Source organism: Bacillus cereus group sp. MYBK227-1, from assembly GCF_051916325.1.
Lineage (GTDB): Bacteria > Bacillota > Bacilli > Bacillales > Bacillaceae_G > Bacillus_A > Bacillus_A cereus.
The window spans coordinates 26,033-38,729 of the sequence record NZ_JBQAGK010000004.1; the positions used below are offsets into that span (position 1 = coordinate 26,033).

Here is a 12,697-nt window from a genome sequence, read left to right on the forward strand (position 1 = left end):
TTTTTTCAATTAAAATGGAAACCTTACTTCTTATTTACCCAAATGGGGGGCGCTTTATGGCGTCTTTTTTTATTTTCAAAAGGCCATGCTCATTTAATCCATAAAAACATAAAGTAATTTGAATCCATTAAAATACATGAGTGACTCCTTATTTTTCTCCTACTCTTTAAAGGAGGAATTATTATGGGCTTTGGTGGTAGCTGCGGTGGCGGCTGTGGCTTTGCAGGAGGATTTGCTTTATTAGTTGTATTATTTATTTTATTAATTATTGTCGGAGCTTCTTGCTTCTGCTAAAAACTATGGGAAAAGACACTCTTATTTGGGTGTCTTTTTTTTGTACATTAAAAAGCCTCGCCATCCTATGGAGATGGTGAGATGCTTATGTATATTATTCACTATCTTGTTTTCTCTAATACTTTCTTCTTGATTGAACATCTATTGCGTTGCAGACATTGCAAAAAGAATCATTACTACAATTACGAGTACGGAAAAAACATAGACCATACTACTAGTACCTTCCTTATTTTGCTTGTTCTCTTCTTTCGTCCGTTGTACAGCATAAAAGAAATCACATATAGCAGAAAAAATTTCTAACAATATCTACATAACTTATTTGCCTCCCCTTATAATATATGTGCAGTATTAATTAACTAATAATTTCCTTATACATTATATCAGCTAGAGTACATGGAAGAATAATGAATTATTTTTATAATTTAATGTATTAACCAATATGGCATTAATACAGGATAGTCCAAGTTAGAGGAAGGCACCTTAGGGTGTTTTTTTTATAAAAAAGGACTCCTAAAACGCCTTAAATTAGTCAACTTCAATATTACTCTTTTTTATTAGTTTGTTTTAATTTAATATATTAATTTTAAGTTAAAAATTTGTTATAATTAGTGAATGATTATATTAATTAGATGGAGAGGATACAATATTATGGGTTATAAGTTTCGTAGAATTATCCAAGTTTCCCCGGGTGTGAAAATTAACTTTACATACACAGGTACAGGAGGGAACTCCATTCCACCTGAATCAAGAACAACAACTTATATACCTGGAACTGGAATCTCGTATACGCCACGAATATCTGAGTCAAACAACTATTATATACAACGAGGGTATCAAGGACCAAACACTTCCTATCCCACTATGGATGAACAAGATTACAATACGGTAAATGCATTTGAGCCAGTAAAAGAAACCCAAACTTACCTTGTTACTGCTTTTCGTAAAAAGGATAATCAAGTAAACTCCGTAGGTAGAAAACTAATGAAACCACTTTCCATAATTGCAGGCGTTTTTGCGGGCCTATTCTTACTTATGATGCTTGTTATACCTGCTCTATTCCTGGCAGTCATGTCTTTCCTATGTTATAAAAATATAAAAACACCATTTGCGGTTGTATGCCCAGAATGTGATGCTGAGAATTTATTCATTTTTGAGGAAGAGAAGATTGCTTGTCGTAAATGTAAGAGCACTCTTATAATTCAAAAATAAAAGGTTCTCGAATACACTCCCCAAAAATGAATTGTGGTATTGAATTCCAAGATGGCCCTTGAAGGATCCAGCTCTCTTTTTTATTTCCGTTCGACAATACATGACAATATAAAGATAAATAGTTTGTTATTATATTTAAGGATTTATTTACATTAGGAGGAATGAACAACTATGTTTAAAAGATTAGCAGTATTACTTATTGGAGCTCTATTATTATTTGGTTTATCCGCTTGTGACAGCGTTAAATCAATGACAAGTAATGTCACGGTTGGTAAGATAATTGAAGAATTTAAAGCTGCAGGATTAGAAGCTGACAATCCTAGTGACCTACCAGAAAAAGAATTTGGAAATACTAGAAAAGAAGCAAAGCGCATTCTTGTTCCAGCATTAGGTGAAGATAGTGGTGGTAGAATATTTGAGTTTAAAAACAAAGAAGATCTTGAAAAAGCTAAGAAATACTATGACGATTTAGGTAATGGTAATCAAATGCTATTCTCTCATACTTACGCAAAAGGGAACTTCCTTATACAAATGAATGGTGATATGGAAGATGCACAATTTAACAAATATAAAGAAGTTATGGACAAAGTAATTAAGTAAGTTAAAGAATTCGCTTTCATTTATATGAAAACATGTTAGAATTATCTTTGGATTGGCGTCCAATACATATTATTAAAATTAAGATGGTTCAAGTCGCAGGAAGGCACCTTTGGGTGTCTTTTTTTATTTATCTTCGAAAGTGAAAATCATACATTACACATTTATGATGGGATTTCTAACATCACAAGCGGAACAAGTGCAATTAATAGAATTGGCAAATATCTAATCGTTAAAATGTATGAATTATTAAATTTAACAGACTATAAAATTGCAAAAGTACTTATTTACTTCCCTGATTCACATAAAGATTTCGGCTTAGTATCTTACGGTTATCATGCAGAAATAGATGCTTTCGATTTCGGACTTGATATTAGTAAAGTAACAAAATATCAAGCATTTATAGAACTTGCTAAAAATCATGTATAGTTCACGAAACTGTTAGAAGAAATAGTAAGAAAAAAAGACAAAAGTATTATAACTTTTGTCTTTTTATTTTAAGGTTATCCATTCGTAACTTTCCCATTCTTTAGGCTTCTTATCATACTTTAAACGGCCAGTCGTACAGAATGAAGCAATTATCCATTGAATAAAGTTCATCTTGGCATATGGATCTATACAATCTTCTAACTTCTTTAGCTGATAGCCTGTACTATTTTTCTGCCAAATTGTATATAAACGAAAATGAGTTGTCGTAACAAGTCTAGCTTTTGTTGTAACTTGCCATTTAGAAATTTTCGTTAAATCCTCTTTGACTTTTCTCTCATACTCTTGTTTTATCACTTTATAAGTCTTATCTTTATTAATTAATCCATTAGAGATTGTAAAAGGCATTTGATGCACCTCATAAACTGTTCCTTCTTCATCTCCTAAAATATTTGATTCTACTAGAAACATATTTTTTAGTTTTAACTGTTCTGTTAATTCTTTCCCGCTCCGATAAAATGGCTTCTTTATCTTCTGCAACAAGATAACCTGCACAATTAATCCTATCAGTAAAGGATATGCTAATACAAACAATATGTTAATAAACATGTTTAAAATAATAACGCCTGTTAGCGTAAAAATTGTAAAGTAAATATAGGTTTCTCTTTGATGAATGATTCTACTGTTCAAGCCAAGATACCTCCATTTTGATAGATAGTGAACGCAATATAAACCATCGCCCCTAGTAAAATAGAACAAGCCCCAGGAAAGCTCTGTATTAGCTTTATTTCTTTCTTAGGCAGTTTCACACCAAATATAGACGCAGCATGCTCCAATTGGTCTTTAATCGCTCCTACAAACCCTAAAATTTTAATTAATCGATAAACACTAGCAATCCAAAAGAATAGTAAATGGAAAGCTGTTAATGTAATCGCGGTAAGTATAGCCGATTCTTCTACTACATTGCTAACATATAGAGCTGCCACCACAAGCATTTTTGTATCACCGGGTGAAGAAAATTTAAATGTCTCTAACAATAAGCCACATACTAAGGCCATAGTTAGTACAATTACAATCTCTTTTCCCGTTCGTATTCCAGTAAAATACGTGATACCTAAACCTACTATTAAAAAAATGAAATGCCATATATTTTTTGTTTTTCTATACTTTAAGTCGGTAAATACATTAAGTACCATATAACTTAGAAATAATCCCATGATATACAGGCTCATTTTCTTTACTCCCCTCTTAATTTCATATAAAAATACTGTGTAAAAAAGGGAACCACTTTTAGAGTAGCCCCCTCGTTTATTTTTATATTTATTTTTTGTTCCAAGAATCAACATCTGCATTGCTTGATGCTTTTGTGAATCGAGCTAGAATTGTATCATAACCACCTTGGATTGCTTTCCATACGAACGGGCCAATTACTAATACAATAATCACCGCTAACGCGATTAACATACCGTTTTCTGATGATAATTGTGATTCTTCGTTTTTTAACCAATTCTTCATTTTTGCTAACATTACATTTTATCTCCCTTATATACAAATTTTAAAAATCTATTAAAATAAGAATTTACCTATCAAAATCTTCTCTTACTTATTCCAAGAACTTACGTCTGCATTGCTTGATGCTTTTGTGAATCGTGCCAGGATTGTATCATAACCACCTTGGATTGCCTTCCATACAAATGGGCCAATTACTAATACGATAATTACTGCCAGAGCGATTAACATACCGTTTTCTGATGATAACTGTGAATCCTCATTTTTTAACCAGTTCTTCATTTTGGATAACATATTTAAATTCCCCTTATCTATTTATTTGAGCTATACGTTACAAACATCATTAATCTAAAACCTTTATTACTTATTCCAAGAATTTACATCAGCATTATTTGATGCTTTTGTGAATCGAGCTAGAATCGTATCATAACCACCTTGGATTGCTTTCCATACAAACGGGCCAATCACTAATACGATAATGACCGCCAAGGCGATTAACATACCGTTTTCTGATGATAATTGTGATTCTTCGTTTTTTAACCAATTCTTCATTTTTGTTAACATGTGTATTACTCCTTTTCCTATTCCATTTTTAATAATGTCTTCTATAAACTTGCAAATCCTTGCATTAAAGATTGAATAACAATCACCATCGGATAAATCACAATACAACCAATAACAGCCACGTTAAATTTATTCATTTCCATTGGCTTATTTTGAATGAGACGGTTATAATTCTCATGTTTTAACTCACGCATCATTTTAATCTGTGCATCCATAATACGAAGACTCTGTACCTTGTCCGTTTTTTGCGCTTGTTGCAATGCAATCGTAAAGGTATTTACTTCTGGACTATTTAAGGCTGCTGCAAAGTTTCGAAATGGTTGATCCGATCCTGCATACATTTCTAATTCCGCAGTAAGTGTAGATACATACGGACGAAGATGTCTTCCAGCATATATTTGCGCCTTTTTTACTGCTTCTAATGTTGTATGTGTTTTTAACAACTGCAGCATAGGAATTAGATACTCTGGTAATTCGAACTTCCTAGCTTCTATCGCCTGCTTGATTCTTCTCTTTAATAGATAATTAGGATAGAAATAAAGCAGCGGTGAAACCAAAACACCCACTTTAAATAAGTAGTAATCATGGAACACCGTACATATCAAGAAAACAGAGGTGAAAATGATGGGATATGCTACCTTCATTTTTAAATATTCTTCTGGTTTCGTATCCAGGCCAGCTTCTTCTAATTTTTTCTGAATCTGCTCTTTCTTTTCTTCTGTCAGATACTTATGTGATAACGACTGGAAGGGAGCGAGCATCATTTGATTTAAATTCTTCTTTTCAATTCGTTTTGCATTTTCTACATAGTTCGTAAGTAAGCTACCGCTGTCTTTTTTACTTTGTAGAAAGGTAGAGAATACCCAATACATGACAACGAATACCACTACAGCTAAAATCGTAGCCACTTTATTCCCCTCTTTCTGTTGGGTTATAATTTGCAATCTTTTCTACACGGGTTGCTAAGAAAAAAACAATTAACATATTTACCGATAACGCGATTTTCCCCATCATAGAACCTGCTAAAAATCCATATGCTTCTTTTGACATCAACATAATAACAATCGGCATAGCGATGACGATTAAGCAGTTCTGTACAAAAGCACGTTGTGCTTGCGACAAACTAGAACGCAATCTTGCCAGGTATAGTTTTTGTTTTTCAAAATCTTCTGCAATATCTAGTAAGACTTGTACTGAATTTGTTCCACCTTCTCGACTGCATACTTCCAACATTTCATGGAAGAAAACCAATTCTCTAAAGTTAAACGTTTCATTGAATCCTCTAAATGCACGATGCATTGTGGTTCCACCTTCTAATAAAAGAGAAACTTTTTCTATTTCTTCTTGAATGCTTTCATGCATCATTGGTTTCACCTGAACTAACACCCGTTTTGCATTGTTACTAATTTGAAGTGCATTTGCTACAGCTTTCATATAGATAGAAAGACGGTCAATGACAACCAAGTAGTAACGTTTTTTTCTTCGATAAAGAAGAAACCTTGGAACTAAAAATCCAGATAAAACGGTAATCAGTGTAAAAGGATCTCTACCAAAAGAAAAATAGAATACTACTGCAATACTCATCCCAGAAAGAATCGTATATATCCAGTACATACTTTTCGTCAATTTCCATTCGTACTTTTGGGCTTCTTGGATAACGGATTGTGGCAGATACATTCGTATACCTTTGATATTTCTTAATTCCAAGCGCCTTTCTTCTTTCTCGTTTTCTTGTACAAATTGAGAGAGAGCAGAACCCTTAGATTTTGTAAAAAGTAAAACGAGCAATCCAACACTAATAAAGATTAAAAATATACATCCATAAGCCAATAAACTATGCATACTGCACCTCCTGTTGTGAAAGGAATGGCGCATAAAGAGCTGGATTTACAGTAGAAGAACGGAATTTCTTCTCCATTTCAGCTGACATTTTTGCTGTAATGATATGATCTCCATGAATCTTTCCTACTCTCTCATTCATTTCATCGTATTCCTCACCCGACGGAATAAATTGAGTAAGCTGATTGAACTGTATATCATCTTGATAATCCAACAATTCAATCATCTCTGTAATATAACGATTTCCATCATCTTTCTTTTCCAAAAAGACAATTACATCAAATGTCTGTGAAATCAATTCATATAAATACTGGGCATCAATATTCGCACCACTTTGCAGACACATAAGCATTAAACGCCTAACTGCTTCTTTTGCACTTCTTGCATGGACAGAGGTGAAACCAGGATGTCCTGTTTGGAAAAAGTTAATCATTTTTAACGCTTCTTTCCCCCTCGATTCCCCTACAATTAATCGCTTTGGCCCTTGACGTAAAGCATTTGTTAACAATCTATCAAAGTCGATTGCATTTTCTTCTACTTCCGATGCCCTACACTGCATCGGAACAAAATGATGTTCTGGAAAAATGCGATGCAAATATAATTCAGGGTTATCTTCTACTACAAGAGTACGTTCTTTTTTCTTTCCTTTCGGAATGTGAGAAGCAAGATATTTCATAAACTCTGATTTCCCTGTACCCGTGGCTCCAGCAACTAAAATATTCATTTTGGCTTTCACAGATGCAGCCAAAAAGTTCAACATTTCTTTCGATGCTTGATTGGTAGATAACATACGCTCTTCAGAAGCACGAAGGTGATCCGCATTCTTACGAATCGTTATCGTTGTTCCGAGTCCCCCAAGTTCATCTAACGCAATATTGATACGTATATACGGAAATACGCAGTCCACATATGGCTTTGCTGTATTCAATGACTCTGATGTACTGTTTACCATCTTATAAGCTAGAGCTTTCACTTCTTCTTCCGTCTCAAATCGGTAAGGAAATGTACATTCTCCCTCTCCAATTTTTTCGTAAATAATTTCTTTTGTGCCATTGATATAAATATCGGTTACATCCTTATCTTCTTTTAACGGTTCTATAATCCCAAATCCAACAATTTCGTCACACACCATATTTAGTAACTGTTCAGAAGGTACATCTGAAACAACGACTTGATTGCTTAGTAAAAAGCTTTTAATAATTTGCTCCACAGCTGTTCTCTTCTCTTTATTCATAAAGGATTCACTTAAGATATCACGATGTTCCTTTACTAAAAATGCACGAATTTCATCTGTAATATCTTTAATTTGTTGAGCTGTAGTTGTTCCTAACTTTCGAGCTGATTTGGAACGAATCATATAACCAAAGTGATATAAATCCACTCGATTTCGCTTTAAGGCAACTTGTTTTTCCTGTAAATAGCCCCACATATTACATGCCTCCTTTTTAATTTCGTAAACCAAAGAGACCCTTTTTCATAGAGGATTGCTGGGATGGAATATTAAGACCAGCTGCTTCCATAATGTGATGGACCTTAGCATTAATTTGCGGGGAACCAAATTGCATCCCCCATTCATAACTCGTACGATCCCTGTCATACGGAATTGTCACCGCAATCTTTTGGGAAGAAAGCTTTTCAATATCTTCTACATAGTCCTCATCTCCCATATTTAAAACATGAATCATACAAGGCAATGTTAGCTTTGCTTCTTCTATTAGTTGTAATTCTCTTTTAATTGCTAGCGCACCACGAGGGTTGCCATTTAGCACATGAACAACAAGGTCTGATTTGTATAGGATTGGATAACTCAGTATCTCGGATAATTCAGTTGGTACCGATAGAATGATGTAGTCATATTCTGTTTCTACAAGTGATTCGAAAAATGTCGTTACAAACAATTCTTTGTTTTGAATTTCAGGGAATTGAGCTAAGCTATAGCCTGATGGAAATACTAGAAAATCCATTTTATCGTGCAATTTTTGCATCAACCTTGGATTCACTTTTTTCTCTAGTAAATCTTGCTTTGTGCAAATATACTGCAAGAGATCGTATTCATTTTCTTTTCTTACAAGCCCTAGCATATTTTTACTCTCATGGCTAAGACCTGTTCCAACCGCGAAGTTTGGCCTTACTTGGTCCGCTTCTACATAAAGCACCTTTTTTCCTAGATGAGCTAACTGATTTGCCATCGTAATACTTAATGTGCTTTTTCCTACGTTTTCATTTGTGGCATAAAAAGCAATAATTCTTACCTGCCTATCCATCCTAAAAACTCCTTTCTTACTTAGATTCGTTCAGATACTGCGCTACATACTCTTTTACATTTTTAGAAATTGGATTGGTCGAATGCTTCTCTATATAGTCTAAAATGTTCTTTTGATCAGATATTTGCGAGAATCCTTCAGCTGGTTCTAGTTCTTTCCCTGTTTGTTCTACTTTTTGTCCGACTGCAACAGGAATTACATCTCCAAGTGTTTTTGCACGATTTAAGTATTGAAGCTGTTCAGGTGAAACAGCCAGTGTATATAATCGCGTTACCTTTGGCTTTTGTTTTCCTTCTTGTTCCTCTTTTGATTCTTTCTTTTCTAATACAAATGCATCTTCTGTATTGCTATCTTTTGCAGCAGTCACACGTACACGTTGGAAAAGACCACCGAATACAACCTTCTCATTGTCTCCGTCTTTCACAACTTGTTTGAAATACAAGTCCACATAGGTATTAGGAATGATACTATTACCTGAACTTGTTTCCAAATCAACGAGTAACGGGAATGCAACTTCTCCATCTTTCAAATTTAAAATTGCAGAGTCAGCTAACTCCTCTTTCTTTACTACTTTATTTTTAAAAAGATAGCTATTTTCGGTGATGGGCTGCCCATCATTTGTCCACTTACCTATAACCTCTTTTTTACTTACGCGTAATGCATTTGGAGGAATCCCATCACCAGGTAATGTTCGTTCCACTAGCATTTCTTCTTTAATCTCTGTATGCGCAGGTATATCCTTTGCTGCTACCACAACTTTCGTTGGTTTCACTGCATTTTCTACTGCAAAATGATTGTATCCATAGATACCCGCTACTGTTATAGCAGCTAAACCTACCGCTGTAATCTGCTTCTTTTGAAACTTAGACGGCTTCAATGTTTATATTCCTCCTTATGTAGCCTTTAAACGCAAAAAAGGACACACCTATGGCGTAAAACGCCTTAGGTGTGTCCTTTTAGCTAATCTAAAGTCTATATGAAAATGTTGGATTTATTTTCTTTAATATTACAATCTCAATATTATGATATATATAGTTTCATGTCAATCATTTCTAAAAAATATCTGTTTTTTCTATTTAAAAACACGTAATCTACAAATTAAAAAACCTCCAAAAACTCTGTTATAACAAGGTTTATAACCTATTAAGCATACCAAAAATATGTTGTAATTAATCTAACGCAACCGAATATTCCTAGGTGGTCGGTTGCTATCCTTTCTTTTTCATTTTATGGAGAAAAGAAGTGCTAGCATAGAAATACTTTTCACGATAGTTGATGAAAGAGACACAATTATTATTAAAACGAAATCAATTTTGTTCCTGTTTCAAAATACTTTGCGGGAGCATAACTCTTCCCATTCCGATCCTGAAATTCGTTTCCAATGTATAGCGATACAATAATTGCGACAGTCCCCATAATAATCAAACGTCTAACACGTTGTTTTTTCTTTTTATCCACTCTAATTTCCCCTTTCTATGAAAAAAAGGCACATCCCATTAAGGGATGTGCCTTTGGTTTATCCATTCAGCTACTAGTTTAAGATGGATATATTATTGTGTCGATTCAACCTATTATACAATACTACTTAACTATTTTCTATTCTTCATATAGTACCAGTTTGATAAATCAGTAATAATATGTTCCTTTCCAACCCAGTTCCAGCCTGGTGTTTGTACAGGAAATGGAAGATCTGCAAGCACCCTTCTCTTTTTAAAGTCATCGTATGCGACCCCTTTAATTTCTACCTCACTTGTCAGACATAAGCTCATTTCATTTATACCTGCTGGTTTTGTTTCAACATTGAACGCATATTTCCCATCTTTCGTTTTTAATGGTGCATACCATTTGCGTTGGCCATCAATAATTTTTTCTTGACCATCCCAATATAGAGACTTAGTTGGTCTTTTGCTATCGAAAACATGTCCTGTTATTTCAGACATATACATATTTTTAGGTTGGAATTTGGATGCTAATCCAGTATTAGAAACAGCCTCTAAATCTTGTGCTGTTTTTAGCCCTTCATCTGCAAATGGATATTGTGCCGTTGCTGCTGTAAATACACCAGGATAATTTTCATTCCACTGATTTTTATATGTTCCATTTACTTGATACGAAAAGCCATAGCCACTATGAAGCTTAGAAGGTGATAGATCATCAATACCTCCATTTAATGTTTCATAGAACATTTCTCCCACTGTGTCTTCTTTTGATACACGTTCACTTACTGTTTCTACCACACCTTTTACACTCGTTACACCGCACATTCCTTTTTCATGAGATGGTGCATAGATAGCTGTTTTAATAGGATTGTTTTTGTATGTGGTTTCTTCTATGTCTAGGCGATTACTAGCAGGATTAATTTCTGCTTGAATTGTTCCTCTCCCCTTATGCTGCCAGTCAAGCTTCAGGGTTTTCTTTTCTCCCTCTGTTAATCTTACCTTTTGTGATGCGACTTGTTGTCCGTTATGTTTTAACACAACTACTGTTTCAGGATTTGTATATTTTTCCTCTAATACGTCTAACTTTTTAATTTTATTCTTCTCTTTTTCTAGTTTCTGCCTTGCATTATCTAGCCTACTTGCCGCACTATCTAGTTTATTTTCTTCCCAAGAGCAATCTCTATCGTAATAGTGATGGTTCCCTTCTGCATCTACCTCATAAATTGGATTACGACGGCAATAACTAAGACTAGACTGCGCACCATCTCTATCAGATTCAGAACTATTTACTTCTTGCTGGGACTTATTAATATTATTATTTACCTTTTCTCTATATTGGTCACGTTCTGATTTAAAATTATCACGTGATACATCTACTCTTGTTTTAATATCCTTTCCTTCTCTTGCCGTTTCTCCTTCAATTCGATCAGCAGAAAAATCAATTTTATACTTAAAATCATCTTCATCTCCAGGATCTGGGGTAGGTGTTACTTCAGTACCACAGTTACCATCTATGGTGAAATCAACAGTTTTCTCGTTTGATTCCCTCTGAACAGCATCAAGGACTTTAATTTTTGCAGTATATCGACCACACATTTGTGGCTGCCACTTTAGTTCTTCTGACTTAAATTGCCCTGCATCACCTTCATTGAGTTTTTGATTATCCTTTTGCGGAGTTGAACGCAGGTAATTTTCTTGATGATACACGGTTTCACCATCTTTTGTAATATCTAACATCCATTTAACTCGGTTCCGTTCTCCAGCAGCTTTTTGATAAGGATTAACTGTTGTTCCATTAGGATCTCGGTCATTGTATCCTTTATTTTTACTTACATATTCAAAACCGTTAAATGTAAATTTTACGGGTATATCTTTTTTCCCACTCGTAGCTTTAAAATCTTTTATTTGAGGTTTACTTGTGCGTACATACCACAAGCTATACCTATTCACACCTTCTACACCACCAGCCCCTGCGTATCCACCAGAAAGATAGGCTATGTCTCTAATCCAATAAAACTCTCCCATATTTTTTGATGTAATAGAGCCAAGAAGTCTATGGCGCATCATATTATTTAAAACAAAATCTGGATTCCCCCAATACTTATCTTTAATAACAGATGAATTTACATGTTCAATTTCGGTTACCATCCTGTCACCAACAACAACTGAACTATTAAAATAACCTTCATTAGCAATACGAATAAAAGCTTCTGAACTATCTTCGCTTTGCACTAAATTTTCTCTTGGATTATGCCAATTAAAAGAACCATCATAGACTGCTGGGTAATGTACATCAGCTTTATATAATGTTTTTACTGGCTCAAATCCACTCCCAGGACGAAAAAACTTACCTGGCATTTGCAAATAATTAGATGAAATAAGCGTATCATCCTTGCCATTATAAAAAGGTACATCAGCATTTTTTGCACTTACTATATTTGGAACCATCAGTATCGTTGAAGTACATAGCGTTAATAATACACTTCTCTTTAATTTCATTGTATTTTCCTCCTAGAATATAAAAAAGGACACACCTATACCATGGTTGGTACGTTA

At 34.3% G+C, this 12,697-nt stretch carries 17 protein-coding genes; 4 read left to right on the forward strand and 13 right to left on the reverse strand.

The window, feature by feature from the left end; genetic code table 11:
- Window positions 1–183: 183 nt before the first annotated feature.
- Entirely contained in the window at window positions 184–294 is a 111-nt protein-coding gene (locus ACTFRM_RS19190) for a YjcZ family sporulation protein (RefSeq protein ID WP_000505681.1), read from the forward strand.
- Window positions 295–435: 141 nt separating this feature from the next.
- Here ACTFRM_RS19190 and ACTFRM_RS19195 read toward each other — a convergent pair whose 3' ends face one another.
- Window positions 436–597 carry a hypothetical protein gene (locus tag ACTFRM_RS19195; RefSeq protein ID WP_000889654.1) on the reverse strand — a complete coding sequence of 54 codons (162 nt, stop codon included), beginning with the start codon at window positions 595–597 and terminating at the stop codon, window positions 436–438.
- Between the two features lie 345 nt (window positions 598–942).
- Between ACTFRM_RS19195 and ACTFRM_RS19200 the strand changes: the two genes are divergently transcribed.
- The 3 genes from ACTFRM_RS19200 to ACTFRM_RS19210 all read left to right on the forward strand — a co-directional run bounded on the left by ACTFRM_RS19200 (window position 943) and on the right by ACTFRM_RS19210 (window position 2,529).
- Window positions 943–1,503, forward strand: coding sequence for a DUF4236 domain-containing protein (locus tag ACTFRM_RS19200; protein ID WP_000540764.1), 561 nt, complete (start codon window positions 943–945; stop codon window positions 1,501–1,503).
- Window positions 1,504–1,674: 171 nt separating this feature from the next.
- Window positions 1,675–2,103, forward strand: coding sequence for a hypothetical protein (locus tag ACTFRM_RS19205; RefSeq protein WP_000476455.1), 429 nt, complete (start codon window positions 1,675–1,677; stop codon window positions 2,101–2,103).
- A 234-nt stretch (window positions 2,104–2,337) separates the two neighbouring features.
- Window positions 2,338–2,529 carry a hypothetical protein gene (locus ACTFRM_RS19210; RefSeq protein WP_440043492.1) on the forward strand — a complete coding sequence of 64 codons (192 nt, stop codon included), beginning with the start codon at window positions 2,338–2,340 and terminating at the stop codon, window positions 2,527–2,529.
- 63 nt (window positions 2,530–2,592) lie between these two features.
- Here the strand turns inward: ACTFRM_RS19210 and ACTFRM_RS19215 are convergent, their stop codons facing one another.
- From ACTFRM_RS19215 to ACTFRM_RS19270, 12 genes are all read right to left on the reverse strand, one after another.
- The gene (locus ACTFRM_RS19215) at window positions 2,593–3,216 is read right to left on the reverse strand and encodes a hypothetical protein (protein ID WP_065705174.1); all 624 of its coding nucleotides are present in this window, start codon (window positions 3,214–3,216) and stop codon (window positions 2,593–2,595) included.
- On the reverse strand, window positions 3,213–3,758 hold the full coding sequence (locus tag ACTFRM_RS19220) for a hypothetical protein (protein ID WP_440043493.1): 546 nt from the start codon (window positions 3,756–3,758) through the stop codon (window positions 3,213–3,215). Before ACTFRM_RS19220 ends, ACTFRM_RS19215 begins: the two co-directional genes overlap by 4 nt.
- Window positions 3,759–3,846: 88 nt before the next feature.
- The gene (locus tag ACTFRM_RS19225) at window positions 3,847–4,053 is read right to left on the reverse strand and encodes a hypothetical protein (RefSeq protein WP_000879958.1); all 207 of its coding nucleotides are present in this window, start codon (window positions 4,051–4,053) and stop codon (window positions 3,847–3,849) included.
- Between the two features lie 72 nt (window positions 4,054–4,125).
- Window positions 4,126–4,329, reverse strand: coding sequence for a hypothetical protein (locus tag ACTFRM_RS19230; protein WP_000949460.1), 204 nt, complete (start codon window positions 4,327–4,329; stop codon window positions 4,126–4,128).
- 66 nt (window positions 4,330–4,395) lie between these two features.
- A complete protein-coding gene (locus tag ACTFRM_RS19235; protein WP_000956361.1) occupies window positions 4,396–4,599 on the reverse strand; it encodes a hypothetical protein in 204 nt (67 codons plus the stop codon).
- Between the two features lie 41 nt (window positions 4,600–4,640).
- On the reverse strand, window positions 4,641–5,507 hold the full coding sequence (locus ACTFRM_RS19240; protein ID WP_440043494.1) for a hypothetical protein: 867 nt from the start codon (window positions 5,505–5,507) through the stop codon (window positions 4,641–4,643).
- Between the two features lies 1 nt (window position 5,508).
- Entirely contained in the window at window positions 5,509–6,441 is a 933-nt protein-coding gene (locus tag ACTFRM_RS19245; RefSeq protein WP_065705178.1) for a type II secretion system F family protein, read from the reverse strand.
- Entirely contained in the window at window positions 6,434–7,867 is a 1,434-nt protein-coding gene (locus ACTFRM_RS19250; RefSeq protein WP_173601059.1) for a CpaF family protein, read from the reverse strand. Before ACTFRM_RS19250 ends, ACTFRM_RS19245 begins: the two co-directional genes overlap by 8 nt.
- A 16-nt stretch (window positions 7,868–7,883) precedes the next feature.
- The gene (locus ACTFRM_RS19255) at window positions 7,884–8,702 is read right to left on the reverse strand and encodes an AAA family ATPase (protein WP_173601058.1); all 819 of its coding nucleotides are present in this window, start codon (window positions 8,700–8,702) and stop codon (window positions 7,884–7,886) included.
- A 16-nt stretch (window positions 8,703–8,718) separates the two neighbouring features.
- Complete coding sequence (gene cpaB / locus ACTFRM_RS19260; protein WP_173601057.1) at window positions 8,719–9,579, reverse strand: Flp pilus assembly protein CpaB; 861 nt, start codon at window positions 9,577–9,579, stop codon at window positions 8,719–8,721.
- A 419-nt stretch (window positions 9,580–9,998) separates the two neighbouring features.
- Window positions 9,999–10,160, reverse strand: coding sequence for a hypothetical protein (locus ACTFRM_RS19265; RefSeq protein WP_000358421.1), 162 nt, complete (start codon window positions 10,158–10,160; stop codon window positions 9,999–10,001).
- Window positions 10,161–10,291: 131 nt separating this feature from the next.
- Window positions 10,292–12,640 carry a hypothetical protein gene (locus ACTFRM_RS19270; protein ID WP_173601056.1) on the reverse strand — a complete coding sequence of 783 codons (2,349 nt, stop codon included), beginning with the start codon at window positions 12,638–12,640 and terminating at the stop codon, window positions 10,292–10,294.
- Window positions 12,641–12,697 lie beyond the last annotated feature (57 nt).

Coding starts and splice junctions, on each gene's coding strand:
- ACTFRM_RS19190 (WP_000505681.1), top strand. CDS start 184: ATGGGCTTTGGTGGTAGCTGCGGTGGCGGCTGTGGCTTTGCAGGAGGA.
- ACTFRM_RS19200 (WP_000540764.1), top strand. CDS start 943: ATGGGTTATAAGTTTCGTAGAATTATCCAAGTTTCCCCGGGTGTGAAA.
- ACTFRM_RS19205 (WP_000476455.1), top strand. CDS start 1,675: ATGTTTAAAAGATTAGCAGTATTACTTATTGGAGCTCTATTATTATTT.
- ACTFRM_RS19210 (WP_440043492.1), top strand. CDS start 2,338: ATGTATGAATTATTAAATTTAACAGACTATAAAATTGCAAAAGTACTT.
- ACTFRM_RS19220 (WP_440043493.1), bottom strand. CDS start 3,758: ATGAGCCTGTATATCATGGGATTATTTCTAAGTTATATGGTACTTAAT.
- ACTFRM_RS19225 (WP_000879958.1), bottom strand. CDS start 4,053: ATGTTAGCAAAAATGAAGAATTGGTTAAAAAACGAAGAATCACAATTA.
- ACTFRM_RS19230 (WP_000949460.1), bottom strand. CDS start 4,329: ATGTTATCCAAAATGAAGAACTGGTTAAAAAATGAGGATTCACAGTTA.
- ACTFRM_RS19235 (WP_000956361.1), bottom strand. CDS start 4,599: ATGTTAACAAAAATGAAGAATTGGTTAAAAAACGAAGAATCACAATTA.
- ACTFRM_RS19245 (WP_065705178.1), bottom strand. CDS start 6,441: ATGCATAGTTTATTGGCTTATGGATGTATATTTTTAATCTTTATTAGT.
- ACTFRM_RS19250 (WP_173601059.1), bottom strand. CDS start 7,867: ATGTGGGGCTATTTACAGGAAAAACAAGTTGCCTTAAAGCGAAATCGA.
- ACTFRM_RS19255 (WP_173601058.1), bottom strand. CDS start 8,702: ATGGATAGGCAGGTAAGAATTATTGCTTTTTATGCCACAAATGAAAAC.
- ACTFRM_RS19270 (WP_173601056.1), bottom strand. CDS start 12,640: ATGAAATTAAAGAGAAGTGTATTATTAACGCTATGTACTTCAACGATA.